Raw genomic sequence first — 17,121 nt, 5'->3', positions numbered from 1 at the left:
TGCGGGGCGCCGTCACGGGGTCAGAGCGACAGGCCGTTCTCCAGGTCGTCCAGTGCCCGGCCGATCATCGCGACGAGGTCGCCCTCCCGGTCGTGCTCGCACCAGTACAGCGTCACCTCGCGCAGTGCGCCCAGGACCGCCGCCACGGACACCCGGACGGTCAGGTCGTCGGGGGCGCGGCCGGCCCGGGAGGCGAGGGCGGCGGCCAGAGTTCCGGCCGTGTCCGACATGCTCTCCGTCATCCGGGCCCGGACCGCGGGGACCTCCACGATCAGCCGGGCGCGCTGCCGGAGCTCCTCCTCATCGGTCGCCAGGACCGCCGCGAAGGTCTCGGTCAGGACGTGCCGGAGCGACTTCAGCGGCGGTTCGCCGGCCGGGCGGCGGAGCAGGGCGGCCTCCAGGACCGGGCCGTACTCGTCGGCGAGGACGATGTCCTCCTTGGCCGGGAAGTACCGGAAGACGGTGCTGGGCGACACCTCGGCCGCCTCCGCGATCTGCTCGACCGTCGTCGCCTCGTAGCCCTGCTCGGCGATCAGCCGGCAGGCGGCCTGCCGGATCGCGATCCGGGTCCGGAGTTTCTTCCGTTCGCGCAGGCCCAGCCGCGGCGGCGTTCCCGGGGCGGAAGCGGAGGAGATGGGGGAGGTGGCGGCCATGGTCGTCATTGTCGGTCATCGGCGGGCCGCCGGCACCGGTCGGGACGCAGCTCAGCCGTGGTTGTAGGCCACCAGCGAGATGCCGACGTAATGCACCACGAAGGCGGCCAGGGTCAGCGAGTGGAAGACCTCGTGGAAGCCGAACCAGCGCGGGGAGGGGTTGGGCCGCTTGATGCCGTAGATGACGCCGCCCGCGCTGTAGAGCAGGCCGCCGACGACGACCAGCACCAGCACGGCGATCCCGCCGGTCCGCAGGAAGTCCGGGAGGAAGAAGACCGCGGCCCAGCCCATGGCGAGGTAGCAGGGCGTGTAGAGCCAGCGCGGGGCGCCGACCCAGAACACCCGGAAGGCGATCCCGGCCGTCGCGGCCGCCCAGACCGCCCACAGCAGCGGGGTGCCGGTGGACTCGGGCAGCAGGAGCAGGGTCAGCGGGGTGTAGGTGCCCGCGATGATCAGGAAGATGTTGGCGTGGTCGAGGCGGCGGAGCACCGCCTCGCCGCGCGGGCCCCAGGTGCCCCGGTGGTAGAGCGCACTGATCCCGAACAGCAGGCACGCGGTCAGCGTGTAGATCCCGCAGGCGATCCGGCCGCGGGCGCTGTCCGTGAACGCGATCAGGGCGATCCCCGCGACGATCACGGCGGGGAACATCCCGGCATGCAGCCAGCCGCGCATCCGCGGTTTCACCGGAAGGGGATCCGCCGGGAGGGGGTTCGCCGGCAGGGGGAGGGACTCGGCTGGTTCCAGCCCGGTGGGCCCGGGCGCGGCGGCGGCAGTCATTCCCGCATCGTACCTACGCGACCGTAAGTAACGGATGTGAGTGGCAATGCTCACGTGTGAGGCCCCCTGGACATATGGGCGAAACGGTCGGATGATCAAATGAGTGCGGTCGGCACCGGATGAGCGCCAGCCAGATTCGAAGGGGTCGAAGCATCCGGGTCGCAGCCCCCACGGGGCAACTACCAAACAGACACCCTCAACAAGGAGCGATCGTGGCGCGCGACATCGCGGCTCCCCTCACTGCCCCCACTCAGCACCAGGAGCTCATCTCCTGGGTGAACGAGATCACGGCGATCACCGAGCCGGACCGGGTGGTCTGGTGCGACGGTTCCGAGGCCGAGTACGAGCGCCTGTGCGGGGAGCTCGTGGCCAAGGGCACCTTCACGAAGCTGGACGAGGCCAAGCGCCCGAACTCCTACTACGCCGCGTCCGACCCGAGCGACGTCGCCCGCGTCGAGGACCGTACGTTCATCTGCTCCGAGAAGGAGGAGGACGCCGGCCCGACGAACCACTGGAAGGCCCCCGCCGAGATGCGGGAGATCTTCACCGGTGAGAACGGCGTCTTCCGCGGCTCCATGCGCGGTCGCACCATGTACGTCGTGCCCTTCTGCATGGGCCCCGTCGGCTCCCCGCTCTCCGCGATCGGCGTCGAGATCACCGACTCCGCGTACGTCGCCGTCTCCATGCGCACCATGACCCGCATGGGCCAGGCCGTGCTGGACGAGCTCGGTTCCGACGGCTTCTTCGTCAAGGCCGTCCACACCCTGGGCGCCCCGCTGGAGGAGGGTCAGGAGGACGTTCCGTGGCCGTGCAACTCCACCAAGTACATCTCGCACTTCCCCGAGGACCGCGAGATCTGGTCCTACGGCTCCGGCTACGGCGGCAACGCCCTGCTCGGCAAGAAGTGCTACGCGCTGCGCATCGCCTCCGTCATGGCGCGTGACGAGGGCTGGCTCGCCGAGCACATGCTGATCCTCAAGCTCACCCCGCCGCAGGGCGAGGCGAAGTATGTCGCCGCGGCCTTCCCGAGCGCCTGCGGCAAGACCAACCTCGCCATGCTGGAGCCCACGATCCCCGGCTGGACCGTGGAGACCATCGGTGACGACATCGCCTGGATGCGGTTCGGCGAGGACGGCCGCCTCTACGCGATCAACCCCGAGGCCGGCTTCTTCGGCGTAGCGCCCGGCACCGGCGAGCACACCAACGCCAACGCGATGAAGACCATGTGGGGCAACTCCGTCTTCACCAACGTGGCGCTCACCGACGACGGCGACGTCTGGTGGGAGGGTATGACGGAGACCGCTCCGGCCCACCTCACCGACTGGAAGGGCAACGACTGGACGCCCGCGTCCGACACCCCGGCCGCCCACCCCAACGCCCGCTTCACCGTCCCGGCCGGACAGTGCCCGATCATCGCGCCCGAGTGGGAGGACCCGAAGGGCGTGCCGATCTCGGCGATCCTCTTCGGCGGCCGCCGCGCCTCCGCCGTGCCGCTGGTCACCGAGTCCTTCACCTGGCAGCACGGTGTCTTCCTCGGGGCCAACGTCGCCTCCGAGAAGACCGCCGCCGCCGAGGGCAAGGTCGGCGAGCTGCGCCGCGACCCGTTCGCCATGCTGCCGTTCTGCGGCTACAACATGGGCGACTACATGAACCACTGGATCAAGGTCGGCGCGGACAAGGACCAGTCCAAGCTCCCGAAGATCTACTACGTGAACTGGTTCCGCAAGAACGACGCGGGCAAGTTCGTGTGGCCCGGCTTCGGCGAGAACAGCCGCGTCCTGAAGTGGATCGTCGAGCGCCTGGACGGTGCGGCCGAGGGCGTCGAGACGCCGATCGGCATCCTGCCGGCCAAGGGCGCGCTGGACACCGACGGCCTGGACCTCTCCGACGCCGACCTGGACTTCCTGCTCGACGTCGACAAGGAGATCTGGCGCGAGGAGGCGTCGCTGGTGCCCGAGCACCTCAACACCTTCGGCGACCACACGCCGAAGGAGCTGTGGGACGAGTACCGCGCGCTGGTCCAGCGCCTGGGCTGATCGATCCCCGCAGGCCCCCGGGGCGCACCCCGCGCGGGTGCGCCCCGCACGCCCCGCGCCCGGGTCCCGGACATCCGCCCTGACCTGTGGGGTCTCACCGACCCGGCCGCGGTACGGCCCCCGGAACCCCCTCACGGTTCCGGGGGCCGCCCCCTTTTCCGGTGTTTCACGGCGAACGTCCCAAGATCGCCCGGGGCTTGCGCACACAACCTCCACAACGCTTCGATGTTCCTTCACATCACCTCCGGCCCGGTCGGCCGGAGGCCAACAGAGCTCGTGGGGGACTCAGTTGAGCAAGAACCGGCACCATGTACGCATCGCGGCGACGCTCGCCGCGCTGACCCTCGGCACCGCGGGCCTCACCGCGCTCGCACCACCGGCCGCCCGCGCGGCGGACGGCGTCGTTCCCGGCGACAACGTGGCCAAGCTGCCGATCTCCTCGTACGCGGCGATGGTCGTCGACTCGGTGCACGAGCGGGTCTACATCACGGACGATCGCCGCAGCAGTTACGCGAATCAGGTCCACGTCTACAACTTCCAGGGCCAGAAGGTGGGTTCGCTCCCCACCGCCTCCGCGCCGTCCGGGATGGCCCTGAGCGCGGACAGCAGGACGCTCCACGTCTCGCAGTCCTCGGGCATCCTCGCCTTCGACACCGAGACCCAGCAGCGCATCGGCCTCACGTACACCGCGTACGACGTGCCCTGCCCGCGCGACGTCGCCTTCGCGGGCGGCAAGGAGTGGCACACCGAGACGCCGTACCTCACCACCGAGTGCGACAACCGCCAGACCTGGCTGTACGGAACGGCCGGCGACCGTTCCGTCAGCACCGGCTGGAACGCGACGGGCCGGCTGCGGCTGACGAGCGGCCCCGAGGTCCCGGACCGGATCGTGATGGCGCAGGACCGCAACACCGGCGAGGCCAATCCCTTCCTCACCACCCTCGACGCGAGCGGCGACACGCTCGTGCGCGGCCCCGAGCGCCGGTTCGCGGACGCCGAGGGGCGGGGCGCCCTCGACATGAAGGACGTGGCGCAGTCCCCCGACGGGCAGCGGATCGCGGTCGCCGATGCCGCGTACGGCACCCGGCTCCTGGAGGCCGCCGACCTGTCCGACGCGCCCGTCCCCTACCAGCCGCTGCCCGAGGGCGCCAAGGCGTCCGCGGTCGCGTTCAGCGGCGACGGCACGTACATCGCCCGGGGCGCCGCCGCGACCGGTGGCACGCCCGACCTGCTGGTGCAGCCCGCCGACCCGGCGTCCGGCCGGGCCCCGCTGGAGTTCGCCTTCGAGGGCGCGCTCGACGGGGACCGGGTCGCCTCGCGCGGGCTCGGCTGGTCCAAGGACGGCTCGCGGCTGTTCGCCGTCACCACCAACACCGCCGGCACCGAGTACTGGCTGCACGTCATCCAGCCCCCGGCCGCCCAGTACGACTCCCGGTTCACCGGCGGCCTCTCCACCACGCCGGGCCGCCCCGTCGTCGGCGAACCGGTCGGGATCAGGGGCCGGCTGGAGCTGGACGGACCCGCCCCCGCCGAACCGGCCAGGGTGACGGCGGTGCGGCACGACGCGAACGGCGACCGCAGGCTCGCCGCCGTCGAGGTCGAGGCCGACGGCTCGTTCACCGTCCTCGACGTCCCGTCCCTGGTCGGCGACGCCACCTACACCGTCTCCTTCACCGGCGACGTCACCCACCGCCCGGCCGAGGACGTCACGCTCGCCGTCACCGTCGACAAGGCCCCGACCGCCCTCGCGCTCCGGGCCCCGGCGGAGGCGACCAAGAGCGTCGGCCTGACCATCACCGGCACCCTGACCGGGCAGGGCAGGGCGCTGCCCGCCGGGATCACGCTGTCCGTGGTGCGCACCGACCGGAAGGGCACCGGCACGCTGACCTCGGCCGCCGTCGCCGCCGACGGCACCTTCACCGTCAACGACCTGCCCCGGGCCACCGGAGAGGTGACGTACGAGATCGGCTACGCGGGCGACGACCTGCACAGCGGATCGACGGCGTCGGCGACGGTACGGGTCCGCCGCTGACGAAGCCCGCCCCGGGGCCGGGACGGGTGCTACCCGTTCCGGCCCCGGTCCTCCAGATAGCGGGTGTGGATCTGCTGCCGCCGCGCCTCGGCCTCCCGCAGCCCGGCGGCGAGCGCCTCCGTCTCCCGGTGCAGCAGCGTCAGCTGCTGTTCCAGATGGCGTTCGGGCGGCTCCGTGCCGGGCGTGATCCGCGTCCACCAACGGGTCCGTACGAAGGTGTCGACCGACTCCGGGATGTCCTGGTGCACGGCGCGGGACAGGGCGTGGACGCCCTCCGGGTCGGCGGCCAGGGCCTCGGACACCCAGCCGGGGGCCAGCAGCCCGTCGAGGAGTCCGGTCAGCTCGGCGAGCCGGCCGGACGCGGCGGGCGGCAGCTCCACCTCGTCCAGGTAGGCCCGCAGCGTCCCGAAGTCGTCCCGCAGCGCGTCCAGGCGTGACGAGGTGTCCGGGAACTCCGGGGCGGGCGGCCGCTCGGGCGGGGCGATCAGGGCGCCCGCCCCGTACAGCCCGGCGACCACCACCGGCCAGTACGTCCCCGCGAGTCCGGTGAAGGTGAGGACGAGACCGGCGATCCCGCAGGCGCTCCCAACGAGGTTCTTCCGCGACTCGACATAGGCCAGCACCCGGTTCGCCGGCCCGCCGCCGGAGGACCCGCCGCCGGAAGTCCCGCCACGGCTGCCGGAAGACCCGCCGCCGGGCGCCCCGGCCGGGCCGCGCCGGGATCTACTGGTAGCCACGGATCTCCTCGAAGGCCCCGTCCAGGGAACCCGGTCCCCGGTCCCCGGTCGCGTCGAAGAGCCGGCCACCGGTCAGCCCGGCGATCCGGTCCAGCTCGCCGCGGTCCGAGTCGCCGAAGACGATCGGGAAGACCGGGGTGACCCGGTGCGCGGCCGGCAGCGACCGGTAGTAGGAGGCGAACCCCTCGGCCGTGTCGCCCGTCGTGTTCTCGCCGTCCGTCATCAGCACGATCGAGGTGAACGCCGAATCGCTGCCGCCGCCGATCCGCTCGTAGGCCGACTTCAGGCTCGAATAGATCGCCGTCTCGCCGCCCGCCGTCAGGGCGGCGGTGTCCGCCTCGATCGCGGCCGCTCCGCGCCGCGGGTCGGCCGGGTCGACGGTGTGCGTGCGCACCTGCTTCACCGACGAGCCGAACGGCAGCAGCGTGACCTCCTCCCGCTCCCGGAAGTCCCCGGTCAGCCCGGTCAGTGCCGCCTTCAGCCGCTTCAGCCGGTCCCCCTTCATCGAGCCGGACGTGTCCAGCACGTACACGGTGCGCGAGGGGCGCCGCAGCTTGTTCTCGTAACTGTGGAGCAGCCCGTCGGCCACCGAACGCGAGCCGGGGAAGGGCAGTTCGCGCCGCGCGTCGGCGGCGAGCGGCGCCGCGGGCCGCACCGAGGGCACGACCGGGCGCCGGAAGGTCTCCCGGGTCAGCCCCCGCTGCGCGTCGGGGGTGCGGAAGTACGCCGTCAGGACGCGCACCGCGTCCTTCGCGTCGGGGGAGGCGTCGGCGAGCGTGCTGAGCGGGTAGTCGGCCGTCACCACCCCGTCGCGGGGGCGGATCACGGTCAGTCCGGTGCGGCCGTCGCGGTTCAGGGACAGCAGCACGGACTCGTAGTTGATCAGCGCGTCCACGTTGCCGCGCCGGGTGTACGCGGTGGCCAGCCAGCCCGAGGAACCGGACGTCAGCCGCTGCCCGCCGAAGAACTCCTTCAGCTTCCCGCTCGCGCCGCGCACATCGGCGTCACTCAGCGCGGACTGGGCGCCGGAGAGCCCGGAGGCGACCGAGACGAGCGCGGAGAAACCGGAGTTGGAACGGGCCGGGTCGGTCATCCCGTACGTCAGCCGGCCCTCGGCGACCGCCCGGTGCACCTGCGACCAGGTCACGTCCGAGGGCCGCCAGCCCAGTCGTCGCACGGTCGCCGGACGGATCCCGAGCGCGACCGGCGACGTCATCAACGGGGTCTCCGACGTGATGCGCCGCGCCGCCTCCGGGCGCAGCCGCAGATAGTCGTTGGACGACAGCCACACCGCGTCGTACGCCCCGTCCGCCTTCCCGGAGGCGAGCCGCTCGACGGCGTCCAGCGTGCCGGTCCAGGTGGGGCGCACGGTGATCCCGGTGGCCTGCCGGGCCTTCGCCAACAGCGGTTCCATGTCGGAGAGTTCGCTGGAGGCGAGGACGCGCAGCGTGCCGGCCCGGGGCCGGCCGTCGTCCCGCCCGGATCCGCCGGAGGAGCCGGACGCGCCGGTGTCCGGGGCGGAGCACGCGGCGAGGGGGGCGAGCACGGCGGCGGACAGCAGCGCGACGAGCGAACGGGTCACCCGGCGTCTCAGTCTCCGCAGCCTCCTGCGGGGGCGGTTCGTCATGCGGGACCACCGCCCTCCAGCACCCCCGCCGACCGGCTGCGCTCCAGGTGGGCGCCGGCCTGCCGGAGTTCGGCGGTCAGCGACTCCACGGTCGCGGCCATCGACTCGGTGGCCTGCACCTTGTACGTGTCGATGGCGTCGAGCGTCCGGTAGATCTGCTGGAACGCGGTGCGCAGCGTCTCCGCCCCCACCGCCGGGTCGGCGGCGATGCGCTGGATCTCGCCGCTCTGCCCGGCGAGCATCTCCGCGTTGCCGCGGATCAGGTCCTCGGTCGTGGAGCGCAACACCTGGACCTGCTCGGTCACCTTGCGCTGGCTCTCCAGCGCCGAGGCCAGCATCACGGCGATCCGCAGGGCGGAGACGGTGGTGGTCGCGGCCCGGTCGACGCCCCTGATGAGCTCGTCGTTGTTGCGGCGCACCACGTCCATCGCGAGGTAGCCCTGGGCGCAGACCGCGAGCTGGGTCAGCAGGTCCTGGTGCTTCTGCCGCACGGGGAAGAGGACGTCGGCGCGGAGCGCGTCCGCCTGCGCCGGGTCGGTGGCCGCGGCGATGCGCTGCTCGACGGCGCCGTCCAGTGCCTCGGTGAGGACCACGTACTCCTGGAGCTTGCCCATGGTCTCCCAGAGCCGGGTGCGCTCGGTGTGCAGGGCGGCGTTGTCGCGGCGCAGTTCGTCCTGGCCGCCGCGCAGCGAGCCCACGATCCGGTTCAGGGTGGACTGGGCCGACGCGTACGCGGCGACGTGGTCGCGCAGCCGGTTGCCGCCCGGCAGCCGGGACAGCAGCCGGCGCGCGCCCCTGGCGGGGGCGTCGCGCGGGTCGAGGTCCTCGACGGTGCGGCGCAGTTCGACCAGGGAGGAGCCGACCCGGGCCTGGGCGTCGCCGCCCCCGGAGCCGTTCCCGGAACCCTTTCCGGACGCGGACAGCGAACGGACGGTGCGGTCCAGCATCCGGTTGGACTGCTGGGCGGCGCTGCGGATGTCGCCCTGCCCCAGGGCGGCGATCTCCCCGATCCGGGTGGTGAACTCGGGCGACCGGGCGTCCAGGCCGGCGAGACCGCCGACGTACTCGGCGGCGCGGCGGGTCATCTCCGTGCGCACCGACTCGTCGACCGGCACGAGACCGGCGGCCTGCTCGGTGCGGACCGGGGCGACCGGCTCCGGCGGGGTGAGGACGAGCGGCGGGGCGTCGCCGGGCGGGGCGAGGGTGATCGGTTGCGGTTCTTCGGCCATGAGCGGGTCTCCAGGAACGGGAGGGCGGGAAGGCGTACGGGGCGGGGTCCGCCGGGTGGCCGCAGGTCGGGCACGGTCGCCCGGCGGACCCTCAGCCGAGGGTCCGCCGGGCCATCGCGCGCAGCACCGCGGCGGTGGGCACGGGCGCCTGACGGACGCCGGTCAGCTTCTGGTCGATGTAGTCGGTGTGGCCGGCGGTGGCGGCGGTGAACTCGGCCGCGGCGCCCTGGGGCCGGAAGCCGTGCCGCACGGCCAGCTCGCGCAGGCGCGGATCGGAGGAGAGCAGCTCGCCGAGCCGCCGGCCGGTGCCGGTCAGCGGTACGAGGGTGTGGTCGCTGGACACGGTGGTGTCGGGGTAGAGGAGCACCAGGTCCCCGGTCTCCTGACCCTGCATCAGCAACGAGGCGACCTGCGACTCGTAGACCAGGACGAGCGGGTTGCCGACCCCGCTGATGAAGTCGCGGAACGGGGCGTCGGAGCTGGTCTGCTGCGCGCCCTGGACCCGGATCAGCTTCTTCAGCAGGGGAGCGGTGCGGTCGACCGCGGTCTCGTCCGCGGCGACCCGGCCGCCGTCGGCGACATAGGAGGCGGCGGCGAGGTAGAGCGCGCCGGAGTTGGACGAGACGGGGTCGGTGCTGGTGATGAACACCGTCCCGGACAGCTCGGCGTGCCGGTCGGCGCCCCTGAGCCGCTGCCAGGTCCGGTCCGCCCGCGCGGCGTCGAGGTACGGCTTCATGAGCAGTTTGCCGCTGGACTTCCCGCCCAGCGTCGCGAGCCCGTTGTCCGCCAGCACCTGGGCGGCGGCGCGGTGCGCGACGACGACGAGCGGCGAGTAGAACGGCCTGATCGGTCCGCCCTTGACGGGGGACTTGCGCCGGAGCTCGTCGGCCGGGGCCTTCGAGCCGGGGAAGGCGAAGTCGTAACCCTTGAGGGGGAACTGGTCCATGGCCCACGACCCGGACGTCTCCGCCTTGACGGTGAGCCCCTTGGCGGCGAGGGCCTTCACCACGTCGGGATCGGCGAAGAACTCGGCCTTCTCCGACCCGATCACTCCACGCACGGTCTTCGTTGCCGTGCTCGTGTCCTTGCCGGCGCGTCCTGCTGCGACGGCTGCTGCCACTCCGCCGATCAGCAGCACCGCCAGGATGATTCCCACGATGCGTCTCACACCCGAAGCCTGCTCCCGGAACCCCACATTCCAGGCGGAGTCGGGTGGACGGCAGGTGAAGTGAGTATCCCAGTACGCAACGGGGGCGGCCGATTCTCCCCGGCGATCCGGTCACAGGTGGAACTTGGGCTGCGCCGTACGGCGCACACACGTGTGCCGTGCCCGCGGCGATCCGGGGCACGGCACACTTCAGAGGGATCCTGACGAGGTCAGGACCGCATCTGGCTCTTCGAGAGTCCCTTCTCGATTGCGTCCTGCGTGCTGGGCTTCATCCCCCTGTTGAAGCCGAGGCTGTTCAGCAGCTCATCCATCGCGTCCAGGTAGCTGGACTGCTGACTCTCGGTCATCGGCTCCTCGCTCGCGAGCGGCGGCTCGCCGGTCCGGATCGCGAGGGGCGGCTGCGGATTGGCCGGTGTCCATGTCTGGCCGGCGCAATTGAACGTCGAAGGTTCGCCCATGACCGTCGGGCATTCGAGGTCGAAGACATCCCCGTCGGTGGTGACCACCTCGAACCTGACGGAGTTGGCGTGCGTGGTGATCGCGATGCCACAGGGGTTGTCCGGGAAGCCGGATCCGGCGCCGTTGGGGAGGGGCTGCCACGTGTACGACGGGGTCGTGTTGAAGTCCACAGAAGCCCCGAACGGGGTCCCGTCGGGGGCCAGCACGGCCTTGACTTCTCTCTCGTTGGCGGTCTGGAAGGAGTCGATGGAGATGCACGGCCCAGCGGCTCCGGTGGCTCCGGTCGCTCCGGTGGGTCCGGTGGGTCCGGTGGGGCCGGTCGGTCCCGTGGCTCCGGTGGCTCCGTTCCCGCCGTTCTCACCCGGAGCGCCGGTGGGTCCGGTGGGGCCGGTCGGTCCCGTGGCACCGCGCGGCCCCGTCGGTCCGGTGGGCCCGGTGGGTCCGCGCTTGCCCTTCTCCTCCTTGCACTTGTCCCTGTCGTACTTGTTCTTGTGGTTGTCGCAGCACTCGTTTTTGTCGTGCTTGTCCTTCTGCTTCTCGCACTTGTCACCGCCCATAAGCACAGGCCGGTTCATCTCGCCCGGAGAGAAGATGCTCTGGGCCCCTGCCACCGTGGGGCTGGAAAAGCCCAGCATGACGAGGCCCAGCGTTGCCACTGCGCCGCTGGCCAGCCACCTGCGACCGCGGGGCACCGGGCCAAGACGTGAGGGGGTCCTGTTCTCAGGACTCATGAGTTTGCTCCTTGGGGAACCGAATGGAGTGGTCTCGACGAGGCATACAGAGCCTCCGACGCAACACTCGGGCGCATGCGCAAGAAAGCGGGTGAGGCGCACCAGATATTCAGGCGATCGGCAGAATGCGGGAGAGGCCGAAAGAGAATGAGCCCGGAAGGTTCGGGCCATGTGGCCTCGTAGTGGCTTTAGTTCCGGATGAGTGTCGGTGTGGCTGATGCCCGGACGGATGGATACGCTCTGCATGCTTCATCAGCTCTCACTTGCCAAATCGAGGCTCGGATGTCCGCCAGGGATTTACAAGGAAAGATGAATTTCTTCACCGGGGTCAGGAAGCGCGTGGCCGAGGTGGCGATGGTCGCGCTCGCCGCAACTGCGACGTGTTCAGGTCTGACATGGGCGGCGGTCTCCCTGACGGGAAACGACGTCGATGTGAAGGTGTCGGCCGTCTGCTCATACAAACTCACCAATGGTGTAAAGCCCGTGGGAATTCCCACTTTCAATGAATCGGCCGCTGCTCGGCCCTATACGGCAGAAATCGTGACCAACCGGGGAACCGTCACCTTTGAGGCCCTGACCGACAAGGCGCCCTGCACCACCAACTCCTTCTCCTTCCTGGCGCGGAAGGGGTATTACGACGGCAGCACGTGTCACCGCGTCACGACCCGGGGGATCTACGTGCTGGACTGCGGTGACCCCGAGGGGAGGGGTGCGGCAGATCCGGGATATTTCTTCCAGGATGAAAATCTGGATGGAGCCGAATACTCGGCCGGCACCTTGGCGATGTCCAAGGCGGCTCCCGGCAGGAACGGCAGTCAGTTCTTCATCAGCTATGCCGATCCTGATTTCCCCATGTCGTCCGAATGGACTCCCTTCGGGAAAGTCGTGAGCGGATTGGGTGTACTGAAGGAGATCGCTGGCAACGGGACTCGGGACGGATCCGCCGACGGAAGGCCGAAGAAGGACGTTGTCATCAATTCGGTAACGGTGCGACAGGCATCGGTCAATGCTTCTCGCGAGAAGCGCGGGTGATTCCATCCAGCCTCAGGTGTGCCGCTGTTCGGGGTATTCCGCGCACGTATATGGCGGCTCAGGGCCGGCCCTCGAAGGGTGCTGGCGTTTTGAGGTCCTCAGGGTCAGTTTTCCGGAAGGGACAGGTCATGCAAGCCCCACCCGCCGAAAGTTCCATGCTCCCGGTGCAACAAAAATCGACCGTGGACGAAGGGTCGGTGGCCGAGCCGTCTCGGGGGAGCCGCTCCGACAGCCCGTGGTGGATCTGGGCCCTGTCGGGAGCACTGTTCTTCACGTACGCGACGTTGTCCTTGCGCATCCATCAGCGCATGCTCTCCCACGGTTTCGACCTGGGAATCTTCGAACAGGTCGTCCGCTCCTACGCACATGGGCACCTGCCCGTCTCCGAGGTCAAGGGGCCGGACTTTCCCATCCTGGGAGACCACTTCTCTCCCATTCTGATCCTGGTGGTACCCGTCTACTGGCTGTGGCCCTCGGCGATGGCCCTGCTCGTGGTGCAGGCGGCACTGATCGCCGCGAGCGTTCTGCCCCTGACCTTCTGGGCGCGCCGGGCGCTGGGCTCCCCCGCCGCCGCGGTCATCGGGGTCTGCTACGGCCTCTCCTGGGGTCTCGCGAGCGGGGTCGGCTCCGACTTCCATGAATGGGCCTTCGCCGTCCCCCTCCTCGCGTGCTCGCTCACCGCTCTCGCGACGGGCCGGATGCGTGCCGCGGTCTGCTGGGCTCTGCCCCTGCTGCTGGTGAAGGAGGACCTCGGGCTCACCGTGGTCGTGATCGGCCTCGTCGTCGCCTGGCGCGGCGACCGCAAGCTCGGGATCACGACCGCCGCAGTCGGCCTGGCCGGAGCGCTGCTGGCGACGATGGTCATTCTGCCGGCCTTCAGTCCGAGCGGGTCCTACGACTACTGGGGCTTCCTGAACGGCTCGGAAGGCGGCGAGGGCGGGCTGACGGATCTGCTGTACAAGAGCACGATCGGTCTCATCACCCCCGAGACCAAGATCACGACGCTCCTGCTCGTGCTGGCCCCGACCCTGTTCCTGGCCCTGCGGTCCCCGTTGATGTGGATCGCGGTGCCGACCCTGATGTGGCGGGCTGCCTCGGAGCTCAGCACCCACTGGGGCACCGCCTACCACTATTCGCTCTCTCTGATGCCAATCGTCTTCGCCGCCTTCGTCGACGCCCTGGTCCGACGGAACCCGAGCAGGAGCAGCCTGCGCCGGTACCTCGCCGGCTCCGCCGCGGTCACACTCCTGGTCCTTCCGCAGTATCCGTTCTGGCAGCTGGTCCAGCCGGCCACCTGGCGGGACGATCCCCGCATCGCTGTAGCCCACCGTCTGATGGACCGGATTCCTGACGGCGCCACGGTGCAGGCGTCCAATGAGCTCGTGCCCCAGCTCACGAACCGTACGAGTGCCAGCCTCTACGGCTGGCCCGACAGCCGTCCCGACCCTCAGTGGATCATGGTGGACACCAAGGTGCCGCTCAGCCGACGGTGGCCGCTGAACGCCTTTCAGGAACACCAGGCCCTGGGCGCCGCGCGGGCACAGGGGTATCTCACCGTGAGCAAAGAACAGGGCTTCGTACTGCTCAAGCGTCCGAGCTGACGTCGCGTCGTCGGCCTTTCCGCCTCACCGAGTTGGAGGTGACCCGTGAAACCAACGGTCTGCCTGAACATGATCGTCAAGAACGAGGCTCCGGTCATCGGACGCTGCCTCGAATCCGTGCGCCCTCTGATCGACACGTGGGTCATCCTGGACACGGGATCGACCGACGGCACCCAGGACGTCATCCGTGACGTCTTCAGCGATCTGCCCGGCACCCTGCACGAAAGTCCTTGGAAGGGATACGACGGGAGCCGCAGCGAGGCGATCGACCTGGCGCGTGCCGAGGCGGACTATCTGCTGTTCATCGACGCCGACGACGAGATGGAGGTGGAGCCCGGCTTCCGCATGCCGGAGCTGACCCACGACGCCTACCGAGTCGCACTGCACGACGGACCCATCATCCACTGGCGCCCCGCTCTGGTCTCGACCCGGTTGCCCTGGCGCTATGTCGGCGTCCTGCACGAGTACATCGACTGCGGAACGCCGTACACCCTCGGGACATTCGAAGGCGCCAACATCCTCTCGGTGGGCGGCGGCGCACGCCTGAGAGGAGAAGGAACGCGGAAGAAGTACCTGCGCGACGCCAAGGTCCTTCAACAGGGTCTGATCAAGGAACCCGACAACTCCCGCTACGTCTTCTATCTCGCCCAGAGCTGGCGGGACGCCGGAGAGCCGAAGAGGTCACTCGCCGCCTACGACCGCAGGGCAGGCATGGGAGGCTTCGCAGAGGAAGTCTTCTGTTCCCACCTCTACGCCGCACGGCTTGCGGCAGAGCTCGGCAGGCCGTCGGCCGAGGTGATCGACCGCTACCTCCGCGCGCACGAAAGCCGTCCTTCTCGCGCCGAAGCGCTCGGTGAACTCGCGCGCTACTGCCGTACGAACGGCCAACGCTGGCCACTTGCTCACATGTTCGCGCAGCAAGCGGCGCAGATCCCGTACCCGGAAGACATTCTGTTCGTCGAGTTCGAGTGGTACGACTGGTGCTCGCTCGACGAACTCGCCGTAGCCGCTTACTGGACCGGGAACTACGAGGAGTCGGAGCGCTGCGGCCAACGCCTCCTCAAGAGCGGCAAGGTGCCTCCCGAGCACCACGACCGGGTGGTCGGCAACCTCGAATTCGCCCGGCAGAAGCTGGGTTCGAGGCAACTCGTGAACGCCTGACCGGGGCCGGCCCGGGGCTGCGCGGCCGGTCGTGTGCGGCAATTGGGTGGCGCCCGGTCCACGCGCCTCGACGGCGCGCGGACCGGGGCCGTCAGTGGGCGCCGACCAGCCGCGTGGTGGCGGCGGGTGCGGCGGTGGCCGCCGCGTGGGCGTCCATGCGCTCGGCCGCGAGGATCGCCGCGGCGGTGTCGGCGCGGGACGCGGCCACCACCAGCGCACGGCCCGCGAGGGCGTGGGCGCGACGGTGCAGCGCGGGTGCGGGCGCCTCGGTCCGGCCGGCGTGCCGGGCGGGCGGGGCGCCGCGCAGCCTGGCGACCTGTTCGGCGATGCGGTCGCCCGCCTCGCCGAGGCCCAGCTCGTCGGTGACCGCGAGAAGTGCGGCCAGGTGCCCGGCGAGCTGGATGTCCAGCTCCTCCTCGCGGGAACGATGCGGGAAGTCGTCGGCGTGGTCGGCCGGTGTGTGGACCGATTTGGTGCGGATCGGTTCGTACATGGATGGCCTCCTGGTGTTGCTGTGGAACCATCCTACATTGGATTAAGTCTAAAGTTGTCTACGATCGATCCAAAAAACTGCCCACGGGCCCGGAGCCGGACCGGCCCGGCACAGGGCGGGCCCGGCACAGGGGCGTCCCGGGGCCGGTCGTCAGGGCTGGCCGTATCCGTCCAGGAAGTGGGCGATCCGGTGGACCGCGTCCGTCAGGTCCTCGGTCGAGGGCAGCGTCACGACCCGGAAGTGATCGGGCTCCGGCCAGTTGAACCCGGTGCCGTGCACCACCATGATCTTCTCGGCCCGCAGCAGGTCGAGGACCATCTGCCGGTCGTCCTTGATCTTGTAGACCTTGGGGTCCAGGCGCGGGAAGAGGTACAGGGCCCCCTTCGGCTTCACGCAGGTCACGCCCGGGATCCGGGTCAGCAGCTCGTACGCGGTGTCGCGCTGCTCCAGCATCCGCCCGCCCGGCAGGACCAGGTCGTCGATCGACTGCCGCCCGCCGAGCGCGGTGGCCACGGCGTGCTGCGAGGGCATGTTGGCGCAGAGCCGCATGTTGGCGAGGATCGTCAGCCCCTCGATGTACGAGGAGGCGTGCGCCTTCGGGCCGCAGACGGCCAGCCAGCCCGATCGGTAGCCGGCCACCCGGTAGTTCTTGGAGAGCCCGTTGAAGGTGAGCACCATCAGATCGGGCGCGATGGTCGCGGTCGGGACGTGGACCGCGCCGTCGTACAGGATCCGGTCGTAGATCTCGTCGGAGCAGACGACCAGGTTGTGGCGCCGGGCGATCTCGGTCAGCCCGCGCAGCATCTCCTCGTCGTACACCGCGCCCGTCGGATTGTTCGGGTTGATGATCACCAGCGCCTTGGTGCGGTCGGTGATCTTCCGCTCGATGTCGGCGAGGTCCGGCATCCAGTCGGACTGCTCGTCGCACCGGTAGTGCACGGCCGTGCCGCCGGCCAGCGACACCGAGGCGGTCCACAGCGGGTAGTCCGGGGCGGGTACGAGCACCTCGTCGCCGTCGTCGAGCAGCGCCTGCATCGACATCTGGATCAGCTCGGACACGCCGTTGCCCAGGTAGACGTCCTCGACGTCGAGCTCGATGTCCTTGGTCTGGTAGTGCTGCACCACCGCCCGCCGCGCGGACAGCAGGCCCTTCGCGTCGCCGTAGCCGTGCGCCCCGGCGAGGTTGCGCAGGATGTCCTCAAGGATTTCGGGCGGGCACTCGAAGCCGAACGCGGCGGGGTTGCCGGTGTTCAGCTTGAGGATGCGGTGACCGGCTGCCTCCAGCCGCATCGCTTCCTCCAGGACGGGGCCCCGGATTTCGTAACAGACGTTGGCGAGCTTCGTGGACTGGATGACCTGCATGTCCGGGAGCTTACGACCGTGCC

General features: G+C 70.2%; 14 protein-coding genes. 5 read left to right on the top strand and 9 right to left on the bottom strand.

Annotation, left to right across the window (positions count from 1 at the left end; genetic code table 11):
- Positions 1–20: 20 nt before the first annotated feature.
- Together ACFYW1_RS25290 and ACFYW1_RS25285 are read right to left on the bottom strand one after the other, a co-directional pair.
- Positions 21–653 (bottom strand): TetR/AcrR family transcriptional regulator, encoded by a 633-nt coding sequence (locus tag ACFYW1_RS25290; RefSeq protein ID WP_388997438.1) that lies wholly within the window; start codon positions 651–653, stop codon positions 21–23.
- A gap of 51 nt (positions 654–704) precedes the next feature.
- Positions 705–1,430 carry a hemolysin III family protein gene (locus ACFYW1_RS25285; protein WP_388997435.1) on the bottom strand — a complete coding sequence of 242 codons (726 nt, stop codon included), beginning with the start codon at positions 1,428–1,430 and terminating at the stop codon, positions 705–707.
- Between the two features lie 212 nt (positions 1,431–1,642).
- Between ACFYW1_RS25285 and ACFYW1_RS25280 the strand changes: the two genes are divergently transcribed.
- Positions 1,643–3,466: a phosphoenolpyruvate carboxykinase (GTP) gene (locus ACFYW1_RS25280; protein ID WP_388997432.1), complete on the top strand. Its 1,824-nt coding sequence runs from the start codon at positions 1,643–1,645 to the stop codon at positions 3,464–3,466.
- Positions 3,467–3,755: 289 nt separating this feature from the next.
- On the top strand, positions 3,756–5,498 hold the full coding sequence (locus ACFYW1_RS25275; protein ID WP_388997429.1) for an Ig-like domain repeat protein: 1,743 nt from the start codon (positions 3,756–3,758) through the stop codon (positions 5,496–5,498).
- Positions 5,499–5,527: 29 nt separating this feature from the next.
- Here ACFYW1_RS25275 and ACFYW1_RS25270 read toward each other — a convergent pair whose 3' ends face one another.
- The 5 genes from ACFYW1_RS25270 to ACFYW1_RS25250 form a co-directional block, all read right to left on the bottom strand.
- A complete protein-coding gene (locus tag ACFYW1_RS25270) occupies positions 5,528–6,118 on the bottom strand; it encodes a hypothetical protein (RefSeq protein ID WP_388997577.1) in 591 nt (196 codons plus the stop codon).
- A 103-nt stretch (positions 6,119–6,221) separates the two neighbouring features.
- Positions 6,222–7,862 (bottom strand): substrate-binding domain-containing protein, encoded by a 1,641-nt coding sequence (locus ACFYW1_RS25265; RefSeq protein WP_388997426.1) that lies wholly within the window; start codon positions 7,860–7,862, stop codon positions 6,222–6,224.
- Positions 7,859–9,091: a toxic anion resistance protein gene (locus ACFYW1_RS25260; RefSeq protein ID WP_388997423.1), complete on the bottom strand. Its 1,233-nt coding sequence runs from the start codon at positions 9,089–9,091 to the stop codon at positions 7,859–7,861. The genes ACFYW1_RS25265 and ACFYW1_RS25260 overlap by 4 nt, the downstream gene beginning before the upstream one ends.
- Before the next feature lie 91 nt (positions 9,092–9,182).
- Entirely contained in the window at positions 9,183–10,286 is a 1,104-nt protein-coding gene (locus tag ACFYW1_RS25255) for a hypothetical protein (RefSeq protein WP_388997420.1), read from the bottom strand.
- A 182-nt stretch (positions 10,287–10,468) separates the two neighbouring features.
- The gene (locus ACFYW1_RS25250) at positions 10,469–11,293 is read right to left on the bottom strand and encodes a hypothetical protein (protein ID WP_388997417.1); all 825 of its coding nucleotides are present in this window, start codon (positions 11,291–11,293) and stop codon (positions 10,469–10,471) included.
- A gap of 465 nt (positions 11,294–11,758) precedes the next feature.
- Here ACFYW1_RS25250 and ACFYW1_RS25245 point away from each other — a divergent pair, with 465 nt between their 5' ends.
- The 3 genes from ACFYW1_RS25245 to ACFYW1_RS25235 all read left to right on the top strand — a co-directional run bounded on the left by ACFYW1_RS25245 (position 11,759) and on the right by ACFYW1_RS25235 (position 15,243).
- Positions 11,759–12,481, top strand: coding sequence for a peptidylprolyl isomerase (locus ACFYW1_RS25245; RefSeq protein WP_388997414.1), 723 nt, complete (start codon positions 11,759–11,761; stop codon positions 12,479–12,481).
- A 197-nt stretch (positions 12,482–12,678) separates the two neighbouring features.
- A complete protein-coding gene (locus tag ACFYW1_RS25240; protein WP_388997411.1) occupies positions 12,679–14,082 on the top strand; it encodes a DUF2079 domain-containing protein in 1,404 nt (467 codons plus the stop codon).
- A 45-nt stretch (positions 14,083–14,127) separates the two neighbouring features.
- On the top strand, positions 14,128–15,243 hold the full coding sequence (locus ACFYW1_RS25235) for a glycosyltransferase (RefSeq protein WP_388997408.1): 1,116 nt from the start codon (positions 14,128–14,130) through the stop codon (positions 15,241–15,243).
- Between the two features lie 91 nt (positions 15,244–15,334).
- Here the strand turns inward: ACFYW1_RS25235 and ACFYW1_RS25230 are convergent, their stop codons facing one another.
- Complete coding sequence (locus ACFYW1_RS25230; protein WP_388997405.1) at positions 15,335–15,736, bottom strand: hypothetical protein; 402 nt, start codon at positions 15,734–15,736, stop codon at positions 15,335–15,337.
- A 150-nt stretch (positions 15,737–15,886) separates the two neighbouring features.
- The gene (locus ACFYW1_RS25225; protein ID WP_388997402.1) at positions 15,887–17,098 is read right to left on the bottom strand and encodes a pyridoxal phosphate-dependent aminotransferase; all 1,212 of its coding nucleotides are present in this window, start codon (positions 17,096–17,098) and stop codon (positions 15,887–15,889) included.
- Positions 17,099–17,121 lie beyond the last annotated feature (23 nt).

It is taken from the genome of Streptomyces sp. NPDC002669, assembly GCF_042889165.1.
Lineage (GTDB): Bacteria > Actinomycetota > Actinomycetes > Streptomycetales > Streptomycetaceae > Streptomyces.
Note: the sequence above shows the minus strand (reverse complement) of the source record. Positions and strands in the feature narration are given on the sequence as shown.

What these genes read in the sequence shown, in the direction of transcription:
- ACFYW1_RS25230 (WP_388997405.1), bottom strand. Translation starts at nt 15,736, where the DNA reads ATGTACGAACCGATCCGCACCAAATCGGTCCACACACCGGCCGACCAC.
- ACFYW1_RS25290 (WP_388997438.1), bottom strand. Translation starts at nt 653, where the DNA reads ATGGCCGCCACCTCCCCCATCTCCTCCGCTTCCGCCCCGGGAACGCCG.
- ACFYW1_RS25225 (WP_388997402.1), bottom strand. Translation starts at nt 17,098, where the DNA reads ATGCAGGTCATCCAGTCCACGAAGCTCGCCAACGTCTGTTACGAAATC.
- ACFYW1_RS25260 (WP_388997423.1), bottom strand. Translation starts at nt 9,091, where the DNA reads ATGGCCGAAGAACCGCAACCGATCACCCTCGCCCCGCCCGGCGACGCC.
- ACFYW1_RS25245 (WP_388997414.1), top strand. Translation starts at nt 11,759, where the DNA reads ATGAATTTCTTCACCGGGGTCAGGAAGCGCGTGGCCGAGGTGGCGATG.
- ACFYW1_RS25250 (WP_388997417.1), bottom strand. Translation starts at nt 11,293, where the DNA reads ATGAACCGGCCTGTGCTTATGGGCGGTGACAAGTGCGAGAAGCAGAAG.
- ACFYW1_RS25285 (WP_388997435.1), bottom strand. Translation starts at nt 1,430, where the DNA reads ATGACTGCCGCCGCCGCGCCCGGGCCCACCGGGCTGGAACCAGCCGAG.
- ACFYW1_RS25265 (WP_388997426.1), bottom strand. Translation starts at nt 7,862, where the DNA reads ATGACGAACCGCCCCCGCAGGAGGCTGCGGAGACTGAGACGCCGGGTG.